Source organism: Xanthomonas cassavae CFBP 4642, from assembly GCF_000454545.1.
GTDB lineage: Bacteria > Pseudomonadota > Gammaproteobacteria > Xanthomonadales > Xanthomonadaceae > Xanthomonas > Xanthomonas cassavae.
In genome coordinates this window covers 504,526-531,437 of sequence record NZ_CM002139.1, presented here as the reverse complement: position 1 = coordinate 531,437, position 26,912 = coordinate 504,526, and the positions used below count along the sequence as shown (strand labels likewise).

At 67.5% G+C, this 26,912-nt stretch carries 21 protein-coding genes; 5 read left to right on the top strand and 16 right to left on the bottom strand.

The genetic code is table 11. The features are described 5' to 3' along the window. Positions 1 to 211 precede the first annotated feature (211 nt). Positions 212 to 1,132 carry an IS110 family RNA-guided transposase gene (locus XCSCFBP4642_RS0102230; RefSeq protein ID WP_029218350.1) on the top strand — a complete coding sequence of 307 codons (921 nt, stop codon included), beginning with the start codon at positions 212 to 214 and terminating at the stop codon, positions 1,130 to 1,132. A 444-nt stretch (positions 1,133 to 1,576) separates the two neighbouring features. Here XCSCFBP4642_RS0102230 and ntrC read toward each other — a convergent pair whose 3' ends face one another. The 5 genes from ntrC to glnA all read right to left on the bottom strand — a co-directional run bounded on the left by ntrC (position 1,577) and on the right by glnA (position 7,802). Then, positions 1,577 to 3,001, bottom strand: a complete 1,425-nt coding sequence (gene ntrC / locus XCSCFBP4642_RS0102220) for a nitrogen regulation protein NR(I) (RefSeq protein WP_029218349.1) — start codon at positions 2,999 to 3,001, stop codon at positions 1,577 to 1,579. Next, the gene (locus XCSCFBP4642_RS0102215) at positions 2,994 to 4,043 is read right to left on the bottom strand and encodes a two-component system sensor histidine kinase NtrB (protein ID WP_084624364.1); all 1,050 of its coding nucleotides are present in this window, start codon (positions 4,041 to 4,043) and stop codon (positions 2,994 to 2,996) included. Before XCSCFBP4642_RS0102215 ends, ntrC begins: the two co-directional genes overlap by 8 nt. A gap of 272 nt (positions 4,044 to 4,315) precedes the next feature. Beyond that, on the bottom strand, positions 4,316 to 5,758 hold the full coding sequence (locus XCSCFBP4642_RS0102210; protein WP_029218347.1) for an ammonium transporter: 1,443 nt from the start codon (positions 5,756 to 5,758) through the stop codon (positions 4,316 to 4,318). A 22-nt stretch (positions 5,759 to 5,780) separates the two neighbouring features. Beyond that, entirely contained in the window at positions 5,781 to 6,119 is a 339-nt protein-coding gene (locus XCSCFBP4642_RS0102205) for a P-II family nitrogen regulator (protein ID WP_002808480.1), read from the bottom strand. A gap of 273 nt (positions 6,120 to 6,392) precedes the next feature. Then, positions 6,393 to 7,802 (bottom strand): type I glutamate--ammonia ligase, encoded by a 1,410-nt coding sequence (gene glnA, locus XCSCFBP4642_RS0102200; RefSeq protein ID WP_029218346.1) that lies wholly within the window; start codon positions 7,800 to 7,802, stop codon positions 6,393 to 6,395. A gap of 222 nt (positions 7,803 to 8,024) precedes the next feature. Between glnA and XCSCFBP4642_RS0102195 the strand changes: the two genes are divergently transcribed. Further along, entirely contained in the window at positions 8,025 to 8,819 is a 795-nt protein-coding gene (locus XCSCFBP4642_RS0102195) for an undecaprenyl-diphosphate phosphatase (RefSeq protein ID WP_029218345.1), read from the top strand. 136 nt (positions 8,820 to 8,955) lie between these two features. After that, entirely contained in the window at positions 8,956 to 9,768 is an 813-nt protein-coding gene (locus XCSCFBP4642_RS0102190; protein ID WP_029218344.1) for an META domain-containing protein, read from the top strand. A 107-nt stretch (positions 9,769 to 9,875) separates the two neighbouring features. Here the strand turns inward: XCSCFBP4642_RS0102190 and XCSCFBP4642_RS0102185 are convergent, their stop codons facing one another. The 11 genes from XCSCFBP4642_RS0102185 to XCSCFBP4642_RS0102135 all read right to left on the bottom strand — a co-directional run bounded on the left by XCSCFBP4642_RS0102185 (position 9,876) and on the right by XCSCFBP4642_RS0102135 (position 22,462). After that, entirely contained in the window at positions 9,876 to 10,487 is a 612-nt protein-coding gene (locus XCSCFBP4642_RS0102185; protein ID WP_029218343.1) for a YbhB/YbcL family Raf kinase inhibitor-like protein, read from the bottom strand. Between the two features lie 1,047 nt (positions 10,488 to 11,534). Next, entirely contained in the window at positions 11,535 to 13,607 is a 2,073-nt protein-coding gene (locus XCSCFBP4642_RS0102180; protein ID WP_029218342.1) for a tetratricopeptide repeat protein, read from the bottom strand. 57 nt (positions 13,608 to 13,664) lie between these two features. Continuing rightward, positions 13,665 to 14,651 carry a YheT family hydrolase gene (locus XCSCFBP4642_RS0102175; protein ID WP_029218341.1) on the bottom strand — a complete coding sequence of 329 codons (987 nt, stop codon included), beginning with the start codon at positions 14,649 to 14,651 and terminating at the stop codon, positions 13,665 to 13,667. A 63-nt stretch (positions 14,652 to 14,714) separates the two neighbouring features. Continuing rightward, positions 14,715 to 15,614 (bottom strand): lysophospholipid acyltransferase family protein, encoded by a 900-nt coding sequence (locus XCSCFBP4642_RS0102170; RefSeq protein WP_029218340.1) that lies wholly within the window; start codon positions 15,612 to 15,614, stop codon positions 14,715 to 14,717. A 21-nt stretch (positions 15,615 to 15,635) separates the two neighbouring features. Continuing rightward, positions 15,636 to 16,064, bottom strand: a complete 429-nt coding sequence (locus XCSCFBP4642_RS0102165) for a hotdog fold thioesterase (RefSeq protein WP_029218339.1) — start codon at positions 16,062 to 16,064, stop codon at positions 15,636 to 15,638. A gap of 230 nt (positions 16,065 to 16,294) precedes the next feature. Beyond that, positions 16,295 to 18,325, bottom strand: a complete 2,031-nt coding sequence (locus XCSCFBP4642_RS0102160) for a phospholipase D family protein (protein WP_029218338.1) — start codon at positions 18,323 to 18,325, stop codon at positions 16,295 to 16,297. Continuing rightward, positions 18,322 to 18,894, bottom strand: a complete 573-nt coding sequence (locus tag XCSCFBP4642_RS0102155) for a YceI family protein (RefSeq protein WP_029218337.1) — start codon at positions 18,892 to 18,894, stop codon at positions 18,322 to 18,324. Before XCSCFBP4642_RS0102155 ends, XCSCFBP4642_RS0102160 begins: the two co-directional genes overlap by 4 nt. A 3-nt stretch (positions 18,895 to 18,897) precedes the next feature. Continuing rightward, a complete protein-coding gene (locus XCSCFBP4642_RS0102150; protein ID WP_029218336.1) occupies positions 18,898 to 19,374 on the bottom strand; it encodes a SixA phosphatase family protein in 477 nt (158 codons plus the stop codon). 15 nt (positions 19,375 to 19,389) lie between these two features. Beyond that, the gene (locus XCSCFBP4642_RS0102145) at positions 19,390 to 20,022 is read right to left on the bottom strand and encodes a ParA family protein (RefSeq protein ID WP_029218335.1); all 633 of its coding nucleotides are present in this window, start codon (positions 20,020 to 20,022) and stop codon (positions 19,390 to 19,392) included. 336 nt (positions 20,023 to 20,358) lie between these two features. Beyond that, positions 20,359 to 21,276 carry an AEC family transporter gene (locus XCSCFBP4642_RS0102140; RefSeq protein WP_029218334.1) on the bottom strand — a complete coding sequence of 306 codons (918 nt, stop codon included), beginning with the start codon at positions 21,274 to 21,276 and terminating at the stop codon, positions 20,359 to 20,361. 550 nt (positions 21,277 to 21,826) lie between these two features. Then, positions 21,827 to 22,462 (bottom strand): tetratricopeptide repeat protein, encoded by a 636-nt coding sequence (locus tag XCSCFBP4642_RS0102135; protein WP_029218333.1) that lies wholly within the window; start codon positions 22,460 to 22,462, stop codon positions 21,827 to 21,829. 193 nt (positions 22,463 to 22,655) lie between these two features. Between XCSCFBP4642_RS0102135 and XCSCFBP4642_RS0102130 the strand changes: the two genes are divergently transcribed. Together XCSCFBP4642_RS0102130 and XCSCFBP4642_RS23840 are read left to right on the top strand one after the other, a co-directional pair. Next, a complete protein-coding gene (locus XCSCFBP4642_RS0102130) occupies positions 22,656 to 26,363 on the top strand; it encodes an indolepyruvate ferredoxin oxidoreductase family protein (RefSeq protein ID WP_029218332.1) in 3,708 nt (1,235 codons plus the stop codon). Between the two features lie 96 nt (positions 26,364 to 26,459). Then, positions 26,460 to 26,819, top strand: a complete 360-nt coding sequence (locus XCSCFBP4642_RS23840) for a helix-turn-helix transcriptional regulator (RefSeq protein WP_228325789.1) — start codon at positions 26,460 to 26,462, stop codon at positions 26,817 to 26,819. Positions 26,820 to 26,912 lie beyond the last annotated feature (93 nt).

The following is a 26,912-nucleotide window of genomic DNA, read 5'->3' as shown; positions in this document are numbered from 1 at the left end:
CCCCTTATCTCTTGGCGATCTGCCAGATTAGGCGTCGAGAGGCGGCGTGGTCGACCGATAACCCATAGGTCTGAGCGACCGCGGGAGAGCGAGGTCGCCACGCCGCAATCTCCTGGCAAACGCCCGAACAGTTGCTCGAGTAGGCGCTCGTAACGATAAGGCTGGGCTGCCCAGGAGAGCTCTCGACCCGTCGAGCATAGCGGAGTTGATCATGAACGAGAGTGTCGGAATCGATGTCTGCAGGCAGTGGTTGGACGTGCATGTGCATGGCTTGCAGCAGGCGCGGCGATTTGCCAATCAGGCCACGGGCCTGCGTCAGTTGCGTGACTGGCTGGCGCCGCTGACGTTGTACCAAGTGGTGGTGGAAGCAACCGGGGGTGCTGAGCAATTGGCGCTGGACACGCTGCATGCTGCCGGCCTGCCGATGGTGCGGATCAATCCGCGCCAGGCGCGCGATTTTGCCAAGGCCACCGGTCAGCTGGCCAAGACCGATCGGCTGGATGCGCGTGCGTTGGCACACATGGCGGCGGTACTGCCGCTGACACGCTATCAGCCGTTGGAGGACTGGCGCCGGCAACTGCGCGCCTATCAGCAGCGGCGGATGCAGGTGGTGACCGTCGTGCAGCAGCAGCGCCAGCAGCTGTCTACGCTTACCGATGCCTGGCTCAAGCGGCAGGCGCACAGCGCAGTGCGGCAGTTGCAGCAGCAGGTGGCGCAGCTGGACGCACGCATCGCCCAGCAATTGGCCGCGCGTGCAGAGTTGCAGGTGCTGCGTCAGGTCAAAGGTGTCGGCCCGGTGCTGCTGGCGAGCCTGGCGGCACAGCTGCCGGAACTGGGCCAGCTGAGCGGCAAGGCCATTGCCAAGCTGGTCGGGGTCGCACCGCTGGCGCGCGACAGCGGCGCGATGCGTGGGGTGCGGCGCATCTGGGGCGGGCGGGCCGGCATCGGCCAGGTGCTGTACATGGCCACCCTGGTGGCCGTGCGCTTCAACCCGCCACTGCGCGATTTTTATCAACGGCTGCGTGACAAGGGCAAGGCCGGCAAAGTGGCCCTGGTGGCGGCCATACGCAAGTTGCTGGTCATCCTCAACGCCAAAATGCGGGATCAACTGGCGGCTGCCGCCGCCAGTTGATCAAGACAGTTGCTCTCCCGNGGCAAAGTGGCCCTGGTGGCGGCCATACGCAAGTTGCTGGTCATCCTCAACGCCAAAATGCGGGATCAACTGGCGGCTGCCGCCGCCAGTTGATCAAGACAGTTGCTCTCCCGCAGGCGGGAGAGGGGCTCGACTGCGAAGTTTTATGCCTGCCGTGCCCGCCTGCCTTGCCTTTTCCCGCGTGCGGGGGAAGGTGCCCGAAGGGCGGATGGGGGCATCGTGCGCCGCCAGATAATCGAAACAGTGGCGCGTGCGAGCAGAAACGGCGGGCTCTTGCACGCTTGCCGTCGTCATGCTTGTCAAACTCGCCAGTTCGCTGCTGTTCCAACACCTGCGTGCGCAGTCCGGCTCTTCGCAGGCGCCCTTTACCCCCAGCCTCTCTCCGCAAGGCGGGAGAGCGGCTCAACTCCGCGTGCGGGCTAGTCAGCGCCGCTTGCGCCCCGGCCCCAGCTTGCGGGTGACGGTATTGCGGCCCAGCCCCAGGCGCGCGGCGGCTTCGGCGCGGCGGCCCTGAGTCAGTTGCAGGGCGGCTTCGAGCAGGGTCTTGTCCAGGCGTTCGCGCGCTTCGGCATGCAGGCCCTGGGCGCCTTCGCTCAGGCGTTGCGCGGCCCAGCTGGACAGCATGTCGTCCCATTGCCCGACGCTGCTACGGCCGGCACGCTGGCGGCCGCGGGCCAGGGCGGCGTCCACATCGACCACGTCGATGATGTCGGCCGTGGCCAGGGCCGCCAGGCGCCAGCAGACGTTTTCCAGTTCGCGCACATTGCCCGGCCAGTCGTACTGGCGCAGGTCTTCCAGCGCGGCTGAAGACAGCCGTTTGGGCAGCATGTCGAGCTTGCGCCCGGCCATGGCCAGGAAGTTTTCCGCCAGTTGCGCGATGTCGCCGCGACGCTCGCGCAACGGCGGCAGTTGCAGGCGCACCACGTCCAGCCGGTGCAACAGGTCGGCACGGAAGCGGCCCTGTTCGACCAGCGCCTCCAGGTCCTGGTGGGTGGCGGCGATCACGCGCACATCGACGCGGATCAGCTCGCGGCCGCCGACGCGGAAGAATTCGTTCTCGGCCAGCACGCGCAGCAGGCGCGTCTGCAGCGGCAGCGGCATGTCGCCGATTTCGTCCAGGAACAAGGTGCCGCCATCGGCCTGTTCGAAGCGGCCGATATGGCGTTTGGTGGCGCCGGTAAAGGCGCCGGTTTCGTGCCCGAACAACTCGCTTTCCAGCAATTCGGCCGGGATCGCGGCGGTGTTGAGCGCCACGAAGGGTTTGCGCGCGCGCGGCGATTCGTTGTGCAGCGCGCGCGCGACCAGCTCCTTTCCGGTGCCGGTTTCGCCGTTGATCAGCACCGACAGCGGCGCCTGCGCCAGCCGGCCGATGGCGCGGAACAGCGCGCGCATCGCCGGGGTGTCGCCGATCAATGCGGCCGAGCCTTCGGCCAGTGGAATGATGCTGTCGTCGGCTGCCGCATCGGCATCGGGCAAGGCGCGGGCGGCCAGCGCCACCGCATCGTCCAGGTCGAAGGGTTTGGACAGGAATTCATGCGCGCCGCCGCGGAAGGCGCCGGCGGTGCTGGCGACATCGGTATAGGCCGACATCACGATCACCGGCAGCTGCGGATGCCTGGACTTGAGCTTGTCCAGCAAGGCCAGGCCGTCTTCGCCGGGCATGCGTACATCGGTGAACAGCAGGTCCGGCGTGGGCCGCATCGACAGCGCCTGCAGCGCGGCGGCGGCGCTGTCGAAACCATCGACGGCGTAGCCGGCATCGCGCAGCGCGGTGGACAGCACGAAGCGCACCGAACGGTCGTCGTCGACCACCCAGATATGGTGGGATGCGGCGGCGGCCTCAGCCATGCAGATGCTCCTTGTCGTGATCGCCGGCCAGCTCGGGCAGCAGCAGGGTGAAAACGGTATGGCCCGGACGCGAGCGGTAGGTCAGCGTGCCGTGGTGTTCGCGCGAGACCTGCTGGGCCAGCGCCAGGCCCAGCCCGCTGCCTTCGGCGCGGCCGCTGACCAGCGGCAGAAACAGGTGTTCGGCCAGCTCTTCGGGCACGCCGCCGCCGTCGTCGATGATCTCCAGCCGCAGCGACATCGCATGCACGCGGTCGCGGATGCGCTGGCCGTGTTCGACGCGGGTGCGTAGGGTCACCCGGGTGGCGCCGGCCTGGAAGGCGTTGCGCACCAGGTTCCACACCGCCTGGGTGAGCCGGTCCACATCGCCGAGGATGTCCGGAATGCTGGGGTCGTAGTCGCGCTGCACCTGCACCGACCAGCCGCCTTCGGCCTCGGCCAGCCGCAGCACCCGTTCGAGCACCACGTGAATGTTGAGGCCCTCGTGCGGGCGCAAGGGCGAGGGCGAAAGCAGGCGTTCGAGCAAGGTGTTGAGGCGTTCGATCTCGGTGCCGATCAATTCGATCAGCTCGCGCTCGTCCTCATCGCGGCCACCCGAGCGGCGCGCCAGCAACTGAGCGGCCCCCTTCAGGCCGGCCAATGGGTTACGCAGTTCGTGCGCCAGGCCCTTGAGCGCAGCGCTCAGGGCATTGGGCAGCGCGTGGGTAGGATCCAACGCAGGAAATTCGTCGACCGGATGGGTCTCCAGCAACCAACCGCCATCGTCCAGCCGCGACAGCCAGCCTTCGGCAAAACGTGGCGCGTCGTTGGGCAGGCCCAATGCCAGCCGATGCAGGCGCAGCACGTCGCGCTCGTCGTTGAGCAGGAACCGCGCCAGCGCATCGCCCTGTACTTCCAGCGCAGCCAACGGCTGGTCGACCAGCCGCCGGGCACTGACCCCGAGCCAGCGCGCGAAGGCCGGATTGACGCCCAGCACGCGGCCCTCGCGATCGGCCCAGGCCACCGGGGTGCCCAGGCTGTCGAGCGACGGGGTGGAGGTCGTCATCCGCATTGCACCAATTTAGTGCAAGCAGCATCGGCGTGCGCGGATGGCGCGCCAAACGAAGCTTGCGTCGAAGACGGTTGCCAGGCCGGTCGGCGGTGAACTGCTCCGACCCGGCGCGCATCGGCGCCGACAGTGACGGGCGAGGGGCTGGTCATGCAGGCACCTTGGCAGTGGATCCGCAGCACCACCGGCCGCGGAAGAAACCGACCCGGCACAGGCCGCGCCAGCCGGGTCGTTATGCCACCCGCGGCGATGTCGCCGCGGGTGTTCACTCAGGACTCGTAGGCGGCTTCGCCGTGCGAGGTGATGTCCAACCCTTCGCGCTCGGCTTCTTCGGTGACGCGCAGGCCGAACACCAGCTTGGCCACCAGGAACCCGACCACCGACACCACGCCGATCCAGCCCACGGTGATGCCCACGCCCAGGGCCTGGATACCGACCTGGTGGACGATGTCGTAATCGCCACCCTTCTGGCCGCCCAGCGAGGCCGCCGAGAACACGCCGGTCAGGATGGCGCCGATGATGCCGCCCAGGCCATGCACGCCGAACACGTCCAGGCTGTCGTCGGCACCGAGCAGGCGCTTCAGGCCGGTGACGCCCCACACGCACAGCACGCCGGCGGCCAAACCAATGACGATGGCGCCGAACGGACCGACGGTGCCGCAGGCCGGAGTGATACCGACCAGGCCGGCCACCATGCCCGAAGCCACGCCCAGCGCGGAGGATTTGCCCTTGATGATCTTCTCGGTGAGCGACCAGCCCAGGATGGCGGCCGCGGTGGCCAGCAGCGTGTTGAGGAAGGCCAGCGCCGCACCGGCATTGGCTTCCAGGTTGGAACCGGCGTTGAAGCCGAACCAGCCCACCCACAGCAGCGAGGCACCGACGAAGGTCAGGGTCACGTTGTGCGGCTTGATCGCCTCACGCCCCAGCCCGGCACGCTTGCCGACGAAGTAGGCGCCGACCAGGCCGGCGATACCGGCGTTGATATGCACCACGGTGCCGCCGGCAAAATCCAGCGCGCCCAGCCCGAACAGGTACCCGCCGGTGGCCCAGACCATGTGCGCCAGCGGCAGGTAGCCGAAGGTGAACCAGATCACCGAGAACAGCAGCACCGCGGCGAACTTCACGCGCTCGGCGAAGGCACCGACGATCAGCGCGCCGGTGATGCCGGCAAAGGTGGCCTGGAAGGCGACGAACACATATTCCGGCAGGCTCACGCCCTTGGTGAAGGTGGCCGCCAGCGTCTCGATGGTCACGCCCTTGAGCAGCGCCTTGTCCAGATTGCCGATCCACGCGCCTTCGCCCGAGAACGCCAGGCTGTAGCCGTACAGCACCCACAGGATGGTCAGCAGCGAAAATACCGTAGCGACCTGGATCAGCACCGACAGCACGTTCTTGGCGCGCACCATGCCGCCGTAGAACAGCGCCAGGCCCGGCACCACCATCATCAGCACCAGCAGGGTGGAGGTCAGCATCCAGGCGACGTCGCCCTTGTTGACCACCGGTGCGACCTCGGCGGCCGCAACCGGTGCCGCCGGCGGTTGCGCGGACGGCAATGGCTCGGTGGTGACCGGCTCGGTCGGCAACGGGGTGACCTGCGCACCGGACTGCGCCTGCGCGCTGCCCATGCCGCCCACCATCAGCGCGCTGAACAGCATCAGCATGCACACGCTGTAGAACCGGGCTTTCCACCCGGCAAAAAGAGCTGTCTTCATACGAACTCCGGAGGGGGTGGACTCAGAGTGCATCGGCGCCGATCTCGCCGGTGCGGATACGCACCACTTGCTCGATCGCGGTCACGAAGATCTTGCCGTCGCCGATCTTGCCGGTGCCGGCGGCGTTCTGGATCGCCTCAACCACCGCGTCCAGCCGGTCGTCGGTGACCACCGTTTCGATCTTGATCTTGGGCAGGAAGTCCACGACGTATTCGGCGCCGCGATACAGCTCGGTGTGGCCCTTCTGACGCCCGAAGCCCTTGACCTCGGTGACGGTGATGCCCGACACGCCAGCGGCAGACAGGGCCTCTCGGACCTCGTCGAGCTTGAACGGCCGGATGATGGCGGTGATCAATTTCATGCGCATACCCCGAAAGGTGGAAGGAACCGGCCGGCATTGCGCCGACCGGCGGTGTCATTCACCTGGATGCCAACCCCGGCATCCAATCGTTCGCAGAGCGCGCAGACCTCGGCCGATGCCATGCATCCGCCTCGTGGGAGAGGTCAGGCCCGCGCGGTGCGAACGGTGTGCTCTCTCGTACCCCCGGACTCCCCGGCGGTGCCAGGGAGCCATCGACCATGTGCGGCGATGGCGGAGGTGGGAGGGGGGCCTCCGCCATCACCGCGGTGGAACTCAGTTGCTGTAGTACAGCTGGTATTCCAGCGGGTGCGTTGCAGCACGGAACTTGGTGACTTCCTGCATCTTCAGCGCGATGTAGCCGTCGATGAAGTCGTCGCTCATCACGCCGCCGGCCTTGAGGAACTCGCGGTCCTGGTCCAGCGCTTCCAGCGCCTGGTCCAGGCTGGAGCACACCTGCGGGATCAGCTTCTCTTCTTCCGGCGGCAGGTCGTACAGGTCCTTGTCGCTGGGCGCGCCCGGGTCGATCTGGTTCTTGATGCCGTCCAGGCCGGCCATCATCAGCGCGGTGAAGGTCAGGTAGCCGGACTGCAACGGATCGGGGAAGCGCATTTCGATGCGGCGCGCTTTCGGATTGGTGACCCACGGAATGCGGCACGAGGCCGAGCGGTTACGCGCCGAATAGGCCAGCATCACCGGTGCTTCGAAGCCCGGCACCAGGCGCTTGTAGCTGTTGGTGCCGGAGTTGGCGAAGGCGTTGATGGCGCGGGCGTGCTTGAAGATGCCGCCGATGTACCACAGCGCCAGCTGCGACAGGCCGCCGTAGCCGTCGCCGGAGAACAGGTTGGTGCCGCCCTTGGTCAGCGACTGGTGCACGTGCATGCCGCTGCCGTTGTCGCCGACGATCGGCTTGGGCATGAAGGTGGCGGTCTTGCCGTTGCGGTAGGCGACGTTCTTGATGATGTACTTCGTCGTCAGCAGCTCGTCGGCCTTCTGCACCAGCGAGGAGAACTTGGTGCCGATCTCGCACTGGCCGGCGGTGGCCACCTCGTGGTGGTGCACCTCGGTCTCGATGCCGACCTGCTCCAGGGTCTTGATCATTTCCGCACGCAGGTCGTGCAGGGTGTCGGTCGGCGGGACCGGGAAGTAACCGCCCTTCACGCCCGGACGGTAGCCGCTGTTGCCGCCGTCGTACTTGGCGCCGGTGTTCCAGGCCGCTTCTTCCGAGCCCACCTGGAAGAAGGTGTGGCCCATGTCGTTGGCGAAGCGCACCGAATCGAAGATGAAGAATTCCGGCTCGGGGCCGAAGAAGGCCTGGTCGGCGATGCCGGAGGACTTCAGGTAGGCCTCGGCGCGCTTGGCGATACCGCGCGGGTCGCGCACGTAGCTCTGCATGGTGGCCGGGTCGAGGATGTCGCAGGTCAGCACCACGGTTGGATCGGCGAAGAACGGATCCAGGTACGCGGTACCGGCGTCCGGCAGCAGCACCATGTCCGACTCGTTGATGCCCTTCCAACCCGCGATGGAGCTGCCATCGAACATCTTGCCTTCTTCGAACAACGCCGGCTCGATGATGTTGGCCGGAAAGGTCACGTGCTGCTGCACGCCACGCATATCGACGAAGCGCAGATCGACGAACTCGACCTTGTTGTCCTTGATCAGCTTTTCAACATTTTCCACGGACATCGGAAGAAACCTCGGATTGGAGTGAAATGGCTCGTGGGCGGTAGTACAGCAGGGACCATGCCAAGCTGCGTCGCTTCACAAGTCGTTGATTTTACTGACCTCGGTCGAGATCGCTACTGCTGCAAAACACCACTGTGGTGCAAACCGACCCCATCGTGCACCAATATGGTGCATGTCGCAATGCACTATTCTTTCGCCTCCCCCGCACTCCTCTCCCGCCCGATGTCCGACCTCATTTCCGCCCTGTTGCTGGGCATGCTTGAAGGCCTCACCGAATTCCTGCCGATCTCCAGCACCGGCCACCTGCTGATCGCCGAACAATGGCTCGGACGCCGTTCTGACTTCTTCAACATCGTCATCCAGGCTGGCGCGATCCTGGCGATCTGCCTGGCGCTGCGGCAGAAGCTGTGGACCCTGGCCACCGGCCTGGGCGAGCGCGCCAACCGCGACTACGTGCTCAAGATCGGCGTGGCCTTCCTGGTCACCGCGGTGGTCGGGCTGATCGTGCGCAAGGCCGGCTGGCAGCTGCCGGAAACCATCCATCCGGTGGCCTGGGCGTTGCTGATCGGCGGTGTGTGGATGCTGGTGGCCGAGCATTTCGCCGGCAAGCTGCCCGAGCGCGAGGTGGTGACCTGGAAAGTGGCCATTGCCGTGGGCCTGGCGCAGGTGGTGGCCGGTGTGCTCCCGGGCACCTCGCGTTCGGCCTCGGCGATCTTCCTGGCGATGCTGCTGGGCCTGAGCAAGCGCTCGGCGGCGGCGGATTTCGTGTTCATGGTGGGCATCCCGACCATGTTCGCGGCCAGCGGGTATGCCCTGCTGGAGATGTACAAGGACGGCGGCTTCGGCAGCGAGAACTGGGCCGATGTGGCAGTGGCCTTCGTGGCGGCGACCATCACCGGCTTTGTGGTGGTGAAGTGGCTGCTGGGCTACATCAAGAAGCACCGCTTCACGGTGTTTGCGGTCTACCGCATCGTGCTGGGCGCCGCCCTGCTGCTGTGGCTGCCGGCGCTGGCCTGAGACCGCTACGCGGTCGCGTGTCGTGCCCGGCTGAGCCGGCGCGGCATGCAAGGCACATGGCCGGGCAGGACTTGCGTCATTGCCCTGGCCGCGCGGTGGCGGTATCACTGACATATCGATCACCGGGAGCCGCCGCATGCGTGCCGTGTTGTTTGCCCCTGCACTGCTGGCAGCGGGCGTGACGGCCTGCGGGCCGAGCACGCCGCCGCAGGCGCCCGGATCCAGCGCCGACGCTGCTGCCGCCGAGCCGGCCGCGACCAGCTCGATCGCCGCCGACAACGCGCCACTGCAGGCCGCGTTGCGGGCGCAACACTGGCAGCTGCAGCAGGCCAGCGATGCGCACGGCACCTCCTTGGGTAGCCTGTTCGTCGCCGGCACACCGCCCTTGCAGCTGGATTTCAGCGATCACCGCATCCAGGTCAGCCAGACCTGCAACGCATTGGGCGCCGATTACAGCGTGGCGCAGGCGCATTTGCAGATCGGCCGGGTGGTGTCGAGCAAACGCCTGTGCGCGCAACCGCGGCGGATGGCCCAGGAACGCGCCGCCAGCGAGTTGCTGTCAGGCCGCTTCGCGGTGGCGCTGAACACCGCGCAGACCTCACCGCAGCTGACCCTGATCCGCAGCGACGGCACCCGGCTGGTGTTCGGCGGTGTCGCCACGGCCGACACCCGCTACGGTGGACCCGGTCAGACGCTGCTGATCGAAGTGGCGGCCGATAGCGTGGCATGCGGGTCCGACCCGGCGCGCCAATGCCTGCAACTGCGCGAGCAGGATGCGGCAGGGCAGCCTGTCACCCAGACCTGGCAAGTCTTGGAGAGCAAGATCGAAGGCTTCGAGCACGAAGCCGGCATCCGCACCCTGCTGCGGGTCACCCGCTACCCGGCCGCCGCAGGCACGGACGGCGCGCCGGTGTACGTGCTCGAGCAGATGATCGAAGCCAGCGGTTGACCCGGTGTGGCGGCGAGCGTGCGATTGACGCCGCACGCACCAGGTCACCATGGGCCGCAACCGGCCCCACGCCGACCTGACCCGTGGCGCAGGACCGTGCGTTACCGTCAGCGCAGCGCCGGATTCAGCGTGTAGGTGCCGTGCAACGCCGCCTCGGCCAATACGTGGCCCTGGATCGCCGACAGCACATCGGCCGCGGTGAAGGTCTCGGGCAGGCTGAGCTGCGCCACGTCCAGCGCAAACACGCGGAAGAAATAGCGGTGCACACGCAGGTCGTTGAACGGCGGGTACGGGCCGTCGTAGCCCAGATAATTGCCAGCCATGTCGGCATTGCCGGCAAACCATTCGGTATACGAATTCAGGCCCTGGCGCGCACCGGCCGGGCCGGCCGGCTGCTGCTTGCCCTTGGGCACGAAGCCGTCGCTGCAGCTGCCTGCGGCGATCTCATGCACGTCGGCGGGGATGTCGGCCATCGCCCAATGCACAAAATCGGTGCGTGGCTGATCGACCGGGATCTGCACGTCGTCGCGACCCACGGTTTCCGGCACGGTCGGCACATCCGGGTCCAGGCACAGCAGCGCGAACGACTGCGTGCCGCCCGGCACCTCGCTCCAGGCCAGATGCGGGTTGCGGTTGGGGGCAAAGCCCTCGGGCGTTCCGGCGGCAAATTCCACCGCGATGGGCTTACCGTTTTCGATGCTGTTGCTGGTCAGGCGCATGCAGGGGTCTCCGAGGCAATGAGGCCGACCAGGGTGCCTGGGTCCGCGCCGCAGAGGAAGCCATCGCCATGGAACCCTCTGGTGCGCCCGGCCGGGTTTATCGCGGCCGGTTCAGCACGCCAGCGAACGCCGCGGCCACGTGATCGTGCATCGGCAACGTGGACGCTGCAGCGCCCGCGTGCGCGTGGCAGGGAGCGCCATATTCATCCGGCCAATCCGCACCGAGCGTAGGAGCGGACCCGGCCGCGACAGTGCCTTCTCGGTAACGCCACATCATTTCGGTGGCGACGCATCGTCGGTGGTCGAGTCCGTCGGTAACGCCTCGTCGCGGCCGGGGCCGCTCCTACGGGGTGGTGCGGGCTACGCCGCCGAAGGCCGCCCCGGGCGCCGGCCGCGCCCATCGGGCAGGGAGCGCCACCTTCGTTCGCCGACCAATCTGCCCCCATTCGTAGGAGCGGACCTGGCCGCGACGGGGCGGTATCGGTAAAGCCACATCATTCGGTGGCGACCCATCGTCGGCAACGCCTCGTCGCGGCCGGGTCCGCTCCTACGAGGTGGTGCGGGCTGCGCCGCCGAAGGCGGCCCCGGGCGCCGGCCACGCCCACCGGGCAGTGAGCGCCACCTTCGTTCGCCGGCCAATCTGCCCCGACTGTTGTAGGAGCGGACCTGGCCGCGACGGGGCGGGATCGGTAAAGCCACATCATTCGGTGGCGACCCATCATCGGCAACGCCTCGTCGCGGCCGGGGCCGCTCCTACGGGGTGGTGCGAGCTGCGCCGCCGAAGGCCACCCCGGGCGCCGGCCGCGCCCACCGGGCAGGGAGCGCCACCTTCGTTCGCCGACCAATCTGCCCCCATTCGTAGGAGCGGACCTGGCCGCGACGGAACCTACCGGTGACGCTGCATCGTGGGTGGCCGCGTTCATCGGCAACGCCTCGTCGCGGCCGGGGCCACTCCTACGGGGTGGTGCGAGCTGCGCCGCCGACGGCATGCCGCACCGGGCGCCGGCCGCGCCCATCGGGCGTGAGCGCAGCCGTGCCGAGTGTTGCTCAGTCCTGCGGGTAGCCGAAGCGCACCGCGATCAGGGTGAGCAGATCGAACTGGGCGCCAAGCACGCTGCGGTAATCGCGCCAGCGCCCTGCGGCCAGGCGGGCCGGGCCGCGGGGTTCCACCAGTGGGAAGCGCAGCCCGAAGGCCTGCTCCAGCGCGTCGGAAATGCCCTGCGGGTCGCTTTCGATACCGTCCAGCCGGATGATCCGGTGCGGGTACAGATCGCGCTCGTGCAGCACCGCCAGCTGCTCCAGCGCGGCCAGCAGCCAGTCGGTGGCCTGCTGCGGCGATTGCAGCGCCAGTGGTGCCGGGGCACCGGCCGAGAGCCAGTCCAGCAGCATGTCGCGCGGGTCGCGCAGCGCGATCGCCAGGCGTCCCTCGGGCAGATGCGGGCGCAGCGCGGTGAGCAGGCTGTTGTCCCACCACAGCAGCCAGTCGATGACGTTGCCGTCGTCGATGCCGCGGCGCGCCAGCTGCGCCTTCCAGCCTTCCACCAGCGCCATCGGCGCAAGCTCGCCGGAGGCCAGCTGCTCGATGGTGCGGTAGCTCTGCAGCGCGTCCGACGGCGGGGTGGTGCCGTAGCGGTCGCCGCGTACCAGCGGGGTGGCGGCGTCCATCACCGCGATCAGGCGTTCGACATGCGAGCCGGGCACGCCCCAGACGAACAACGGGCGCGCGGTGACGGTGTCGGGAATGGTCCCCAGCGCCGGCCACTGCATCGGCTGCCTGGCGGCCTGCGGCGGCAACGGCAGCCGGTGCCGGGCCTGTTCGCGCTGGAACTGCATCCAGGTCGCCAGGGCCGCGTCGGGCTGGCCGGCGCGGTCCTGCACGTTGCCCAGCCATGGCCGCAGTACGGTCTGCTGCGGCGCCGGCAGGGAGTCGATCAGCGATTGCACGCAGGCGATCGCCGCCGGCGGGTCGCGCTCGAGCAGGGCTTCGACGATGCGCTGCTCACCGCTGATGCGGCCCGGCTCCACGGCCACGATCTGGCGCGCCACCATTTCCGCTTCCTCGGCATGGCCCTGCATGTCGTGCACGCGCATCAGCGCTTCCAGCGCCGGCAGGTGCTCGGGCATGGCCAGCAGCCAGCGCTCGATCACCGCCTGCGCCTGCGGCCCGCCGACCGGCTCCACCGCCAGGCGGGCCAGCCACAGGTCGTGCGCGTTGGCCGAGGTGGCCAGCGCCGCGTCCAGGGTGTCGCGCGCATCGTCCACCGCGCCCAGCCGCTCCCAGGCGGTGAGCAGCGCATGCAGGGTGCGGCGGTCGGCCGGCCAGTGCGCCAGCGCCAGGCGCAGGTGCGCGGCGGCCTGGTCGGGGCGCCCGGCCTGCAATTCCATCTCGCCGGCGAGCCGGCGCATGGCCGGGATGTCGCCGCCGGGCTGTGCCAGCACACCCTGCATCGCGGTCAGCGCATCGTCCAGGCGCCCCTGGCGCTGGGCCAGCTGGGCGATAAAGGCGCGCAGCGCGGTGCCGGGCGGATTGAGCTCCACCACGCGCTCGAACGCGCGCTCGGCGAAGGCGAAGTGTTCCTTCTGCAGGTAGGCAAAGCCCAGTGCGAACATCACCCGTGCATCGTCGGGCAACTGCTCGGCGGCGCGGGTGAGCAGCGCCAGCGCGCGGTCGCTCTGGCCGCGACGCATTTCCACCACGCCATCGACCGCCAGCAACTGCGGGTGCTCCGGCGCCAGCCGCGCAGCGGTGCGGCTCAGCCGCTCGGCTTTATCCAGATCGCCACGTGCCACCGCCAGATGCGCCTGCATCACGTAGGCGTTGAACTGGTTGGGGTCCAGCACGGTGCTGCGCGACAGCGCGGCATCGGCGGCGGCCAGATCACGCGCGGCCAGCAGCAGACCGGCACGCAGCAGGTGCAGATCGGCGTCTTCCGGGGTCAGGGTCAGCGCAGTGTCGATACTGGCCAGCGCCAGCGCCGGCTGCCCTTGCTGCTGCAAAGCCAGCCCGAGCCAGCGGTGCGGCTGCGCATCGTCCGGTGTGCTGGTGGCCCATTCGCGGGCCAGCGCCACCGCATCGTCGGCCGCATTACGGCGCAGGGCTTGAAGAATGGCGTCTTGCATGGCGGCGGTGTGTCCCGGACAAACCGCTATTGTAGCGATGCGCGCCGCGGCGCCGACCTACCGGGCGGCGGCCAGCCGCTCGGCCACCCAGCGTTCGGCAAAGCCGTCGCCACGGGCGTTTTCCAGGAAGCCGCAATGGCCGCCCCAGCGCGCGATCTCCAGCTGCGCATGCGCCGGCAGGCGCCAGGCGGCGAAGTCTTCGAACGGAATCACCGGGTCGTCTTCGGCCATCAGGATGTCCGAGGGCACCTGCAGCCCGGCCAGGCGCTCGCCGGCGATCGAGTAACTGTCGAAATAGGCCTCCAGCGAGCCATGCCCGGTGTGTTGCACCGCCAGCCAGGCCATCAGCTCGCGCATGTCCAGGGACAGGGTGGCGTCGTCGTAGCCGTGCTGGTCCGGGAACAGCTGGCGCTTGCGCAACAGCGATTCGCGCCATTTACGACGGAAATACCAGTCGTAGAATTGCGGGCCTTTTTCCAGCTGGGTCATCGTCGCCGCCGGATCCAGCAACGGACACACGGCCGCCACCCGTGCCAGCGGCAGACCGGCGGCCGGCGCACGCAAGGCCAGCCGCAGCGCGAAATTGCCGCCCAGCGAATACCCGGCCGCCAGCAGCTGCGCCGACGGGAAGCGCTGCCACAGATCGCAGGCAGCATTGACCACCTCGTCGATGCGGTCGGAGTGGAACAGGTCCACGTTGAGATGGTGGGTGCCGCCGTGGTCGCGAAAATTCAGCCGGAACACCTGGTAGCCCAGGCCGAGCAGACGCGCGGCGGTCAGCCGCATGTAGTTGGAGTCGGCGCTGCCTTCCCAGCCGTGCAACAGCAACACGGTGCCGCGTACCGGCGCATCGCCCGGCGGCACGCTCATCCAGCCCTGCAGGCGCACCCCGTCGCCGCCGTCGAGAATATGTTCGCTGGTGACCGCGCCACTGGCGGCCAGCAGCTGCCGGCTGCGCAGCCGGCGCAAGGCGCTGCTGCCCAGCACCGATTGCACGTGCGGATTACGCAGCCAGCGCGGCGGCTGGTAGTCGGAGGCGTTCATGCGCGCGCCGGGCCGGACGGTGGCGTGGCGGCCGTGGGAGCGATGCGCGCGTGCATTGCCGGCTCAGGACTCCATTGCGGCGATGATGCGTTGCCGCGAGGTCTCGGCCAGGCGGCGGCGGCCTTCGATATCGAACGCCCCGATCGGCGCCAGGAAATGCACTTCCGCCAACCGCGACGGCTCGCCCAGCAGGCGCACGATATTGGCAAAGAAACTCTCGCGCTCGCCGAAGGCCACCACCGCCTGCGCATTGCCGCGCACGCCGTAGCGCAGCGCCACCGGCTGCACCGGCACGCCGGCTTCCACCGCGGCCTGGAAGATGCGCGCATGGAACGGGCCCACTTCGGTGCCGCCGCGGGTGCGCCCTTCCGGAAACACGCCGACCGGCTTGCCGCTGCGCAGGCGCTGCAGCATTTCCTGCAGCACGCCGCCCAGCGATTCGGTGCTGCCGCGCTGGTGGAAGATGGTCTGGCCCTTGGTCGCCAGCCAGCCCACCAGCGGCCAGCCGGCAATCTCGCGTTTGGCCACAAAGCCCATCACGCGCTGGCTGTGCAGCATGGAGATATCCACCCAGCTGACGTGATTGGCCACGAACAGCGTCGCGCCCGACAGCGGCGTGCCCATCCGGCGCAGGCGGAAGCCGAAGATGCGCATCAGGTTGCCCTGCCACCAGCGGATCATCCGCTCGTCCAGGGTGTCCTCGCGACCGGTACGGATGCGCGCCAGCGACGGCGTCACCACGCACAGCATGGTGATCGGCAGGCAGAGGCACAGATGCAGCAGCAGCAACGGCACCCGATACAGGTACCGGAACCAACGCAACGCGCCGCGAGCGTCGCGCGTGGCGTCCAGGGATGACTCGCTCATTCGACCTACGGGACCGGTAACTGGGGAAGAAGGCGCATCTATTGTGACAGCAGCGTGGCGGCGGCGCAGTGCCGGCAGCGGGTGGCGCTGTTCCACCCATGCCATTGCCCGGTGGGTTCAGCCATGGGTGCGCGCCACCACCGCCAGGGTCAGCCGCGACACGCACACCCGCTTGCCGGCCGGATTTTCGATGACGATGTCCCAGACCTGGGTGCTGCGCCCCACGTGCACCGCGCGCGCGGTGCCGATGACCACGCCATCGGTGGCGGCACGCAGGTGGTTGGCATTGATCTCCAGCCCCACGCATATCTGGCTGGTCATATCCACGCACAGATTGCCCGCGCTACTGCCCAGGGTTTCGGCCAGCACCACCGACGCGCCGCCATGCAGCAGGCCATACGGCTGCCTGGTGCGGGTGTCGACCGGCATGGTGGCGCGCAGCCAATCATCGCCGGCCTCGGTGAACACGATGCCCAGATGCTCGATCAGGGTATTGCGGCTGGAAGCGTTGAGGGCGGTCAGGTCGACGGGGGCGCGGAAGGTCATGGATTGGGGAATCGGGAATCGGGAATCGGGAATCGCCACAGCGTTTGCGGGGCCTGATGCGATGCGGTGGCGGGTGGTTCACGCCGTGACGGTAACAGGCCGGGCGGGGTCGTTGCTTGTCGGACGCTGGCGGGATCGGCGCTACCTGCGGTGATCTCAGGGTCACTTACGGCTGGTGCGGGTTCTGGTGCTGCATGCTGTGCCGGGGCACGGTTCCGGCAGCGTAGTGCTCAGAGAATCGGCACCAGACCGGCGCCGAAGGCGGTGAGCATGCGCACCAGCAGCCACTTCGGCCCCACGTTGACCTCGGGGAAATCGCCGACCGCCACATAGCACCGGCGGAATTGCGGGTCTTGCCGTTTGAGTGGGAACGGGCAGCCCGGGCCGGGCTGGAATTCGTAGTTGGTGGCATAGCGCCAGGGCCAGAAATCCAGCACCGGCAGGGCCTCGGAGACCTTGCCCACGCTGTAGTTCAGGCCGCTGAGCACCGGCGGTTTTTCGCGCGGGGCCACGGTCCAGGCGTTTTCCGGGCTGATATCGCGCTCGATGCTGGCGGCCAGCGCCTGCGCAAAGCGCGCATCGTCGATCACCACCGCCGCTTCGGTGTTGTAGTTCTCGCTGCGCGGGTCGAAGTTGTGCGTGCCGATCACGCCGATGCGGCGGTCCACCACCAGCGACTTGGCGTGCAACCCCATGCGTGCGCCGGCACGGGTCACCGGCAGCGGCTTGTTGACCGCGCGCGTGCCCAGGAACGAGGGCCGGGTTTCGGTACGCAGCACGCGGCGATCGACCTCGCTGCCACCGCGCGCACGGCCGCCACCGCTGCTGCCGCGCAACGTGCTCGCCGGCGCCCGCGCTGCGTCGCCTTCGCCACTGCCACTGCCACTGCTGCCACGCATCGCATTGCCGGCGGCGCTGCCACCGATCAGGCGATTGTCGCGGCTGTCTTGGTTGGTCTGCGATGCCGGGTTGAGCGGGTCCGGCACCAGGTTGGCGTAGTCCACCGGCGCATCCAGCGGAAACGGCTTGAACTCATAAACGTTGAAGCCCAGCTCGCGCATGTTGCGGCGTTTGAACTTGTAGGACAGCGCATACACGATGGGGTTGTCGGTGGCGGCCAGGCTATTGGTGGACACCACGATGCGCGGCGGCTGCGGGTGTTTGCGCAACGTGCGGAAGATCGCCTGCGCCTCGTCGGACAACACCAGATACGGCGTCTGCAGCAGCACTTCCTGCTGCGCACCGGCGATCAGGCCATCCAGTTCCGGCGCGGTGGAGACTGCCTTGGCGGCGTGTTCCCGGCGATGCTTCTGCGGCAGGTCGGCCACGTACAGCACACGCTGCACCGGCATGGCCGGGGTAACGAAGGCATCGCGCACGAACTGCGGATCGCGCGCCTCCTGGTCCACCCGCGCCACCCGGTCCGGGCGCCGGAACTGCACCGGCGGCATCTGCGGCGCGCCCTGTTCCAGCAGCAGCCGGCCCACATCGTTCAGGCGTTCGGCCGGCACGCTGCGCCGCGCGCGCCAGAACGCATCGAAGTTGGCGGCCATGGCACGCACCTCCGGCCCGGCCAGGATCACGTCGCGGTCGCGAAAGTTGTACTCGCTGTCCCAGTCGTAATAGTCGTCCTGGTAATTGCGCCCGCCAACCACGCCCAGCACGTCGTCCACCACCAGCAGCTTGTTGTGCATGCGCTGGTTGAAGCGTCGGAAACAGCACAGCACGCTGCCGGCATAATCGAAGTAATTGAGTTTGACCTTGCCGAAGGTGGGGTTGTAGATGCGCAGCTGCAGGTTTTCATGGCTGCTGGCGAGCGCGCCGAGAATCTGCAGGTCGGCGATCGCCGAGAGCTGGTCGATCAGGATGCGCACCTTGACCCCGCGCCTGGCGGCGTCGATCAAGGCATCCAGCACCATGCGCGCGCTGTCGTCCTTGTCGAAGATGTAGGTCTGCAGGTCGATGCTGCGGGTGGCACTGCGGATCAGGTTGAGCCGCGCCACCAGCGATTCTTCGCCATGGTCGACGATGGTGGCGTAGTGCCGCGGCGAGGCTGGTGTGGAGGCAGTGATGGCCTGCCCGCCCAGCGCGCGCAACGGCGAAGGCTGGGCGCAATGATTGGCCTGGGTGCATTCCACCACGGTGCTGCGTGCGGCAGCGGCGACACCGGCGGCGCGGTTGCGCTCGGTTTGCGACAGGCCGGCGCATCCGGTACCGAGCAACAGCGTTGCCAGCACGAGTACCCTCGACAGGAACTTCACGGGCGCCGCGCCTCCTGCAGCCGCCCACGCAGAATGAACGTCACCCTGTCGCCCAGGGCCATCTGCCACGCATTCATTCCATAACGTCCACGCAGGACCGTACCTCGGCTGATCACATCGCAATCATAGCCCGGCCGTGCGCATTCAGCTGGAGCCACGTGCAGGGTCTCAATGTGGGTGATTCCGCGAATGGTCAGGTTGCCGGTGATGTCTCCACCGTCCTTGATCGCCTCTTCGGTGTACGGCAGCGACTCGAATTCCACCACCGGGTAGCGCGCGACATCGAAGAAGTCCTCCCCGCGCATCCAGCCGGTATAGCGGTCCTTGCCCGGGATCTCCACCTGGGTGGCATCCAGCCGGAAGCGCACCTGCTGGCGCTTGTCCGGCAGCTCCACCACCTCACCGCGAAAGCGCGGGAAAAACCCCTCGATCTTCATGCCGAAGCGGGTTCTGATCTCGAACCCGAAGCGCGATTGCGCCGGGTCGATGGAATGCATCTTCTGCTGCGCCAGGCAGGGGAGCGTGACCCAGAGCGCGAGCCAGGCGAACCAGCGCAGCGACGATGACACCGATCAAGGCCACCAGAAGGCGGTCAGGCGGGCGATGCCCGGCTCGATGGTGGCCTCCAGCGGCAATGCCAGCAGTGCGATCGAGGCCGTCGGCATGCCGCGATAATCGCCGGTCTGGCCGCTGTGCATCAACGCCGCCAGCCGCTCCAGGCCGGGATTGTGGCCGACCAGCAACAGGCGCTCGGCCTCGCGGTGCTCGTCCACCAGGCTGGCCAGGGTGCCGGGGGTGGCTTCGTAGATGCGTTCGTCCAGACGCTGTTCGATATAGCCGGTGAGCTCAAGCACCGCCTCCAGGGTTTCGCGCGCGCGCCGGGCCGGCGAGCACAGCACCCGGTCCGGCACCAGCCGCTGTTCGCGCAGCCAGCGCCCGGCCGCCTCGGCCTCGGCGATGCCATGTGGCGACAGCGGACGATCCAGATCGGCCTGACCGGTATCGGCCGGCTCGGCATGGGCGTGTCGCAACAAGATCAATTCGCGCATGGGAACTTTCCGGTTCTAGGACTTCTTGAGCCACTTCAACAGCGGCTCCCAGTCCTGTTGATGGTCGCGCACCTGCGCCGAGCGGTAGTCGAACAAGCTGCGGCCCAACCCGGCCATGACCACGTAGGCCTGGGTGTCGCGCAATTGGGTCACCAGCGGATACGGCCAGCTGCCGATCATGTCGGCGGCCTGTTGCGAGGTCTGGGTCCACGGGCGGGCGCGGTTGAGCACCAGGCCCACCGGCAACTTGCGCTGGTGCACACGCGGCACCTTGGCCAGCGTGTTTAAAAAGCCCACCACCGCTTCGATATCCAGCGCCGAGGACAGCACCGGCACCACGATGGCATCGACATGGTCCAGGAAACCGCCCAGGTCATCGGCCATGGCACCGGCCGGCGCATCGATGATCAGCGCATCGGTGCCCTCGGGCAGCGCGGCCTGCCAGTTGCGGCGTTTGGTGGCATCGATCGGCAATACCGCGCTGTCCAGACTGGCCCGACGCTGCGCCCAGCGCGTGGACGAGCCCTGTGGATCGGCATCGGCCAGTACGGTGCGCTGGCCCTGCAACGCCGCGTATGCGGCCAGATTGGTGGCGATCGTGGTCTTGCCGACGCCGCCTTTGGAGGCGGCCACCAGGACTGTCTTCATGCACGCCTCGCTTCCGGGAGCTGGCCCGCAGCGTACACCGCGGCAAGGTGAGGAAGTAGTCGAAAGGCGTTAAACGCGACGACCGAGCGTTCGCGCGCGAAGCCACGGCACATGTGCCGGGCTGACAGATGCCGCTGTGGCGAGCGCCGCGCACACATGCCGCGCGTTGGACCAAGCGCCGTGCCTGGCTTTGCTGACCAAGGCCGCACATGGCCAGGACGGTGCAGTCATCGCAATGCAACATCCGAAGAGGCGTGGCGATAGTGCGAAGACCGCGCGTTAGGCGGGCAACCGCAGCACTGCGAGCAGCCCTTGGCCGTCAGCGGCGCGGTCCGCTCACGCCACCAGCCGCGCCAGCAGCCAGGACCAGGCGGGCAAGGTCAGCAACGACAGCAGGATGCTGTAGCCGACCATCGCGGCGGCCAGGCGCGGCGTCAGCCGATGCGAGATGGCCAACGCGGCGGCGGTGATCATGGTGGGCATGGCCGATTCGAGCACACTGGTCTGCAGCATCAGCCCGTGCAGGCCCAGCGCCCAGGACAGCGGCAGCGCCAGGATCGGCATCACCGCCAATTTGAAGACCAGGCCCAGCGCCAGCGGCTTGAGCTCGTCGGCCGGCAGGCGCAGTTGCAGTGAAAAGCCCACCGCCAGCATCACCAGCGGCAGCATGGCATCGGCCAGGCTCTTCAGGCCGGAGCCGATCCAGGCCGGCGGCTGCTCGGGCATCAGGGTCAGCGCAAACAGCAGTGCCCACAGCGGCGGGAATTTCAGCACCCGGGCCAGGATCGTCCTGGCGGTGGGCGGGGCGTCGCCGCTGTACCGGGCCAGCACGTACAGGCCAACGGTGGACAGCAGCACGAAGGTGCCGAACTGGTCGTAGACCACCGCGTAGGGCAATGCCCGATCGCCGAGCATTGCGCGCACCATCGGAAACCCGATGAAGCTGGAGTTGGTGAACACCACGCACATCAGCAAGGCGGCGTAATCGGCGCGGCCGATGCGCAGCAGTCGGCTGCAGCCCCACAGCAGCGGCACGATCAGTGCGGTCAACAGCCAGGGCGTGGCGATCACCCCGCCCAGCGAGGCATCCAGATGCAGCCGTGGCACATAGGTCAGTACCGACGCCGGCAGGCAGACGTACAACACGATGCGGTTGAGCACATCGGCGCTGTTGTCCGGCAACACCTTGAGCCGCGCGAACACCAGGCCAAGCCCCAGCATCGCCAGGATCAACGCAAATGCATCCACCGCCATGGCGTGATCGTGTCCGTTGGAAAGCCTGGCACAGCATCGCACGGCAGGCGGCAGGCCCGAACCGGTGCGTGGCAGCGCCTGGACCGGGCATGCGCGACGCGCGATCCGAAGCGGGGATCGTCAAACAGACCGGTGCCTCAAGCGCAGTCCGCCACAAGCTCTCGCATGCGGAAAGGACCGTGCGGCGTGAGGTTGATCTGTGCTCTGCGTACAGCTGTGCGTCGTGGTGATGGCGTCCCGCAGCTTCTCGCCCAAAAGCTCAACGTTGACCGAGCCTGGTCATCGAGCCAATGCATGCAAGGCATGATTTGCACCTGCACATCGGCCATCTCGATGGTGGCCTGCAGCATTTACCTCGCCGCCAACCGTCCGACACGCGTTGACAGCATGGATGCCGCCAACACGCCTGCGAACGTCCTTACGACATGCCCCCGACAATGCCCGGGCAACGGCCATGCAGCCAAGCCAGCGATCCAACCCATGGCCGGCCGCAACGGCGACCGCAGCACCACCCGTGCTGCGGGCTGTCCCCGCAGCACGACGCCTTAGCTTACGGAAACGCCGGCGGGTTGGCCTGCCACGCCGCATGGACTTCGGCCAGGCTGGCGCGCTCAGCCTCGCGCCAGTCCGGCAGCAGGCTGGCGTAGTTGGCGGTGCTGCTCCAGCGGTCCGGCCAGGTCCGCACGGCGGCGGCATACCACTCGGTCGCCTCCTGCTTGCGTCCGGCCCGCCACAGGGCCAGGGCGGCCGCGGTCGGCAGCCATTCCGGCGTGGCCGGACGGCCGTTGGCCAGGTTGGCCCACTGCTGCAGCGCCTTGTCCGGCTTGTCGGCGCGCAACAGGTCCCAGCCATAGCTCCAGGTGATCGTGCGGTATTGCTGGCTGCCATTGGAGACCAGGGCCAGCGCGCCCTGGTACAGCTCGTCGCCCAGCTGCGTGCGCCCGCCCGCGTAGGCCAGCGAGGCCAACTGCGCGCGAGGCTCGGCGGCGCGTGCGTCACGTTGCACCATCGCGGCCAGCCGGTCGACGACAGCATCGCCCTGCCCTTGCACGGCCACCACCGGTCTGGTCGTGGCACGGTCTTCGTCGAAATAGAACTCCTTGGGCTTGGGCAGGTTTTGCGCCTGCGCCAACGACCACGCGCCTCCAAGCAGGGCCAGTGCGGCCCATGCGTATTTCCTTTTCACTGTGTTTTCCCCTGACAGCAAACGACCCTTCCCGTTCCCATCCTACCCGCAGCGCGTCGGCTGCGCATCCGCATGCGAACGGGCGCGTGAAGGCTGACTGTTACACTTGCGCCGCCGTTTTGGAAACCGACGGGCGGGTCAGATAGTTACAGATGACACGCACCGGGTCCCAGCCACCCTTTCCGGGCACGCCATGACCAGTACTGCAGCACTTTCCTCTCCCGACTCTGCCAACACGCCGGAGCTCGGCCAGGTGGATGCGGACTACACGCTGGAGCACAAATACACGCGCGCCGACGGCCGCATCTACCTGTCGGGCGTGCAGGCGCTGGTGCGGCTGCCGTTGATGCAGCGGCTACGCGACCAGGCCGCCGGCCTGGACACGGCCGGTTTTGTCAGCGGTTATCGCGGCAGCCCGCTGGGCGGGCTGGACCTGGAACTGTGGCGCGCGCGCAAGCATCTGGACGCGGCCAGGGTGACCTTCACCCCCGGCCTCAACGAGGACCTGGCCGCCACCATGGTCTGGGGTACCCAGCAGACCAACCTGTTCCCCGGCGCCAAGGTGCAGGGCGTGTACGGCATGTGGTACGGCAAGGGCCCGGGCGTGGACCGCAGCGGCGACGTGTTCAAGCACGGCAATGCCGCCGGCACCTCTCCCTACGGCGGCGTGCTGGCGCTGGCCGCCGACGACCACGCGTGCCGCAGTTCGACCCTGCCGCACGGTTCGGAAGACGAGTTCGTCAGCGCGATGATGCCCATCCTCAACCCGGCCGGGGTGCAGGACATCCTGGACATGGGCTTGCTGGGCTGGGCGATGAGCCGTTACACCGGCCGCTGGATCGGCTTCAAGACGATTGCCGAAACGGTGGAATCGTCCGCCTCGGTCGAGGTAGACCCGTTCGCGCGCACCATCGTGCTGCCGGAGGACTTCGCACTGCCGCCGGGGGGCTTGGGCATCCGCTGGCCCGACCCGCCGGTGGACCAGGAGATGCGCCTGCATCGCTATGCAGTGGCCGCCGCGCAGGCGTTCGCCCGCGCCAACGGCATCGACAAGGTGGTGCTGGATTGCCCACAGGCGCGGCTGGGCATCGTCACCACCGGCAAGAGCTACCTGGACGTGCTGCAGGCACTGGAATACCTGGGCCTGGATGCGCGCGCCTGTGCGCAGATCGGCATCCGCGTCTACAAGGTGGGCATGACCTGGCCGCTGGAACCGGTGGGCATCAGCGCGTTTGCGCACGGGCTGGAAGACATCGTGGTGGTGGAGGAAAAGAAGGCCTTCATCGAGCGGCAGATGAAGGAGCTGTTCTACAACTGGCCGGCCAGCGCCGGCGCGCGGCCGAGCATCGTCGGCAAGTACGACGAGCAGGGCGCGTGGATTCTGCCCTCCACCGGCGAGTTGACCCCGGCCACCATCGCGGCGGTGATCGGCAGACGCATCCAGCGCCTGCTGCAATCGAGCACGATCAATACCGATTCGATCGAGCAACGGTTGCGCTGGATGGAGGCCAAGGAAGCGGAAATGGCCTTGCCGCGCGCGCAGTTCCCGCGCGTGCCGCATTACTGCTCCGGCTGCCCGCACAACACCTCCACCGCCGTGCCGGAAGGCTCGCGTGCACTGGGCGGCATCGGTTGCCACTACATGGTGACCTGGATGAATCGCGCCACCGACACCTTCACCCATATGGGCGGCGAAGGCGTCACGTGGTCCGGGCAGGCGCCGTTCACCGACACCCCGCATGTGTTCCAGAACCTGGGCGATGGCACCTACTTCCACAGCGGCTCGCTGGCGATCCGGCAGTCGGTCGCCACCGGCGTCAACATCACCTACAAGATCCTCTACAACGATGCGGTGGCGATGACCGGCGGGCAGCCGGTGGACGGCACCCTCACCGTGCCCGACATTGCGCATCAGCTGCGTGCCGAAGGCATCCACGACATTGCGGTGGTCAGCGACGACATCGGCAAATGGACACGGCGACGTGACCTGTTTCCGCCTGAGATCGCGTTTCACGATCGTGGTGAACTGGATGCCGTGCAGCAGCACCTGCGCACGGTCAAGGGCGTGTCGATCCTGATCTTCGACCAGACCTGCGCCACCGAAAAACGCCGCCGCCGCAAACGCGGCAAGCTGATCGACCCGCCCAAGCGGGTGATGATCAATTCGCTGGTGTGCGAAGGCTGCGGCGATTGCGGCGAGAAGAGTTTCTGCGTGTCGGTGTTGCCGAAAGACACCGAGTTCGGGCGCAAGCGCCAGATCGATCAGTCCAACTGCAACAAGGATTATTCCTGCGTGTCGGGCTTTTGCCCGAGCTTTGTCACCGTGCATGGCGGCGCACCGCGCAAGGGCAAACAACGCGACGCCAGCGCATTGCTGGAGACGCTTCCCGCACCGCCGCAGCGCACGGCGCTGGAGCAACCCTGGAATATCCTGATCACCGGCGTCGGCGGCACCGGCGTGGTGACCATCGGCGCACTGCTGGGCATGGCCGGGCATCTGGAAGGCAAGGGCGCCACGGTGCTGGACCAGACCGGCCTGGCGCAAAAAGGCGGCGCGGTGACCACGCATATCCGCATCGCACGCCAGCCCGACGATATCCACGCAGTGCGTATCGCTGCCGGCGAAGCGGATCTGGTACTGGGCTGCGACATGGTGGTGGTCAACGATTACTGGGCGTTGTCCAAGGTGCGCGACGGGCGTACGCAGGTGGTGCTCAACACCTATGAAGCAATGCCGGGCACGTTCACCACGCAACCAGACTTACAGTTTCCCGCTGCCGAAATCATCGCCGGTGTGCGCACTGCGCTCGGTGGCCAGGAGCCGCTGTTGCTGGATGCCACGCAGCTGGCAACTGCGTTGTTGGGCGATGCGATTGCCAGCAATCTATTCGTGCTGGGCTACGCCTGGCAGCATGGACTGGTGCCGCTGTCGCATGCGGCGCTGATGCGTGCGATCGAACTCAATGGCGCGGCAGTTGCGATGAATCAGCAGGCATTCGCCTGGGGCCGCCTGGCTGCGATCGATCTGCCGGCGGTACAACGCGCCGCGGGCTTGGCGCACGTGGGCACGCCGGCAGCGACGCATGCCGACACACCGCCGGCACGTGGACCGGGCAGTTGGGAAGATCATGATCTCGGCGGCCAGAGCGCGCCACGCGCGTTGGCGCAAACCGACGGCAGCACGCTGCACGGCGATGTCGACGCGCCGATGCGTCCGCTCGACGACGAGCAGCCGGCGCAGTCGCTGGAAGAAGCCATCGCGCGTCGCATCGCGTTCCTGACCGACTACCAGGATGCGGCCTACGCGCAGCGCTATCGCGTACTGGTCGAGCGCGTACGCAGCCACGAGACACAGCGCGTGCCCGGCAGCAGCGCACTGACCGAAGCGGTCGCCCGTTACGCCTTCAAGCTGATGGCCTACAAGGACGAGTACGAAGTGGCGCGGCTGTACACACGCGGCGATTTCCAGCGCCGGCTGCAGCAGCAGTTCGAGGGCGACTACACGGTGCGCTTCCATCTGGCACCACCGTTGCTGGCCAGGAAGGATGCGCAGGGCAACCTGATCAAGCGCGAGTACGGGCCGTGGATGTTCACCGCCTTCAAGCTGCTGGCGCGGTTGAAGTTCCTGCGTGGCGGCAAGCTCGACCTGTTCGGCTACAGCGCAGAACGACGTGGCGAGCGTCAGCTGATTGCCGACTACAGTGCGACCGTGGAGACACTGCTGGAACGGCTGGATGCCGACAACGTCGGCCTGGCCGCACAGATCGCCAGCATTCCCGAACATATCCGCGGCTATGGCCACATCAAGCATGCGCACCTGCAGGAAGCCAAGGCGCGCGAAGCGGCGCTGCTGGCGCAATGGCGCAATCCGAAGGCGTTGCATGTGGTGCAGACGGCGTGATGTCGCCGAACGACTACGTTTCGTTAATGTCGCCGCTCAACGACAATTTGTGAAGATGATTGATTGCGCGGGCAGGATCGGCATGCCAATGTAACCATGGATACCGTCCGCACTCCTTCCGATGTCGGCAACATCATCCGCTCCAGGCGCAAACGCCTGGGCTGGGATCAGGCTCGCCTGGCCCGCGAAATCGGCGTGAGCCGGCAATGGATCGTCGATATCGAGAAAGGCAAACCGCGTGCGGAGCTGCAGCTGATCCTACGAGCGCTGCAGGCGCTGGGGCTGGAGTTGATGATGGGTCCAGGCGTTGCTCAGGTTTCGGAGGTGCGCGCGCCTGATCGCCACACTGTAACGCCGATCAATCTCGACGCGGTCATTGAACATAACCGGGCCAACCCATCGTTGGGAACGACTGTTTTCAATGCGTTTAAGGAAACTCTGAACAACTCCCCCTGATCCTGCGACAATCGCACAGAGGCACCAGGACGATGACGATGCAACTGACCTTCGGCGACGCGGAGTACAACAGCAAGCGCANTGCCGAAAACG

Bases quoted from the DNA above. Each gene is read 5' to 3' on its own strand.
- XCSCFBP4642_RS0102230 (WP_029218350.1), top strand. From the start codon at position 212: ATGAACGAGAGTGTCGGAATCGATGTCTGCAGGCAGTGGTTGGACGTG.
- ntrC (WP_029218349.1), bottom strand. From the start codon at position 3,001: ATGGCTGAGGCCGCCGCCGCATCCCACCATATCTGGGTGGTCGACGAC.
- XCSCFBP4642_RS0102215 (WP_084624364.1), bottom strand. From the start codon at position 4,043: ATGACGACCTCCACCCCGTCGCTCGACAGCCTGGGCACCCCGGTGGCC.
- XCSCFBP4642_RS0102210 (WP_029218347.1), bottom strand. From the start codon at position 5,758: ATGAAGACAGCTCTTTTTGCCGGGTGGAAAGCCCGGTTCTACAGCGTG.
- XCSCFBP4642_RS0102205 (WP_002808480.1), bottom strand. From the start codon at position 6,119: ATGAAATTGATCACCGCCATCATCCGGCCGTTCAAGCTCGACGAGGTC.
- glnA (WP_029218346.1), bottom strand. From the start codon at position 7,802: ATGTCCGTGGAAAATGTTGAAAAGCTGATCAAGGACAACAAGGTCGAG.
- XCSCFBP4642_RS0102195 (WP_029218345.1), top strand. From the start codon at position 8,025: ATGTCCGACCTCATTTCCGCCCTGTTGCTGGGCATGCTTGAAGGCCTC.
- XCSCFBP4642_RS0102190 (WP_029218344.1), top strand. From the start codon at position 8,956: ATGCGTGCCGTGTTGTTTGCCCCTGCACTGCTGGCAGCGGGCGTGACG.
- XCSCFBP4642_RS0102185 (WP_029218343.1), bottom strand. From the start codon at position 10,487: ATGCGCCTGACCAGCAACAGCATCGAAAACGGTAAGCCCATCGCGGTG.
- XCSCFBP4642_RS0102180 (WP_029218342.1), bottom strand. From the start codon at position 13,607: ATGCAAGACGCCATTCTTCAAGCCCTGCGCCGTAATGCGGCCGACGAT.
- XCSCFBP4642_RS0102175 (WP_029218341.1), bottom strand. From the start codon at position 14,651: ATGAACGCCTCCGACTACCAGCCGCCGCGCTGGCTGCGTAATCCGCAC.
- XCSCFBP4642_RS0102165 (WP_029218339.1), bottom strand. From the start codon at position 16,064: ATGACCTTCCGCGCCCCCGTCGACCTGACCGCCCTCAACGCTTCCAGC.
- XCSCFBP4642_RS0102150 (WP_029218336.1), bottom strand. From the start codon at position 19,374: ATGCGCGAATTGATCTTGTTGCGACACGCCCATGCCGAGCCGGCCGAT.
- XCSCFBP4642_RS0102145 (WP_029218335.1), bottom strand. From the start codon at position 20,022: ATGAAGACAGTCCTGGTGGCCGCCTCCAAAGGCGGCGTCGGCAAGACC.
- XCSCFBP4642_RS0102140 (WP_029218334.1), bottom strand. From the start codon at position 21,276: ATGGCGGTGGATGCATTTGCGTTGATCCTGGCGATGCTGGGGCTTGGC.
- XCSCFBP4642_RS0102130 (WP_029218332.1), top strand. From the start codon at position 22,656: ATGACCAGTACTGCAGCACTTTCCTCTCCCGACTCTGCCAACACGCCG.
- XCSCFBP4642_RS23840 (WP_228325789.1), top strand. From the start codon at position 26,460: ATGGATACCGTCCGCACTCCTTCCGATGTCGGCAACATCATCCGCTCC.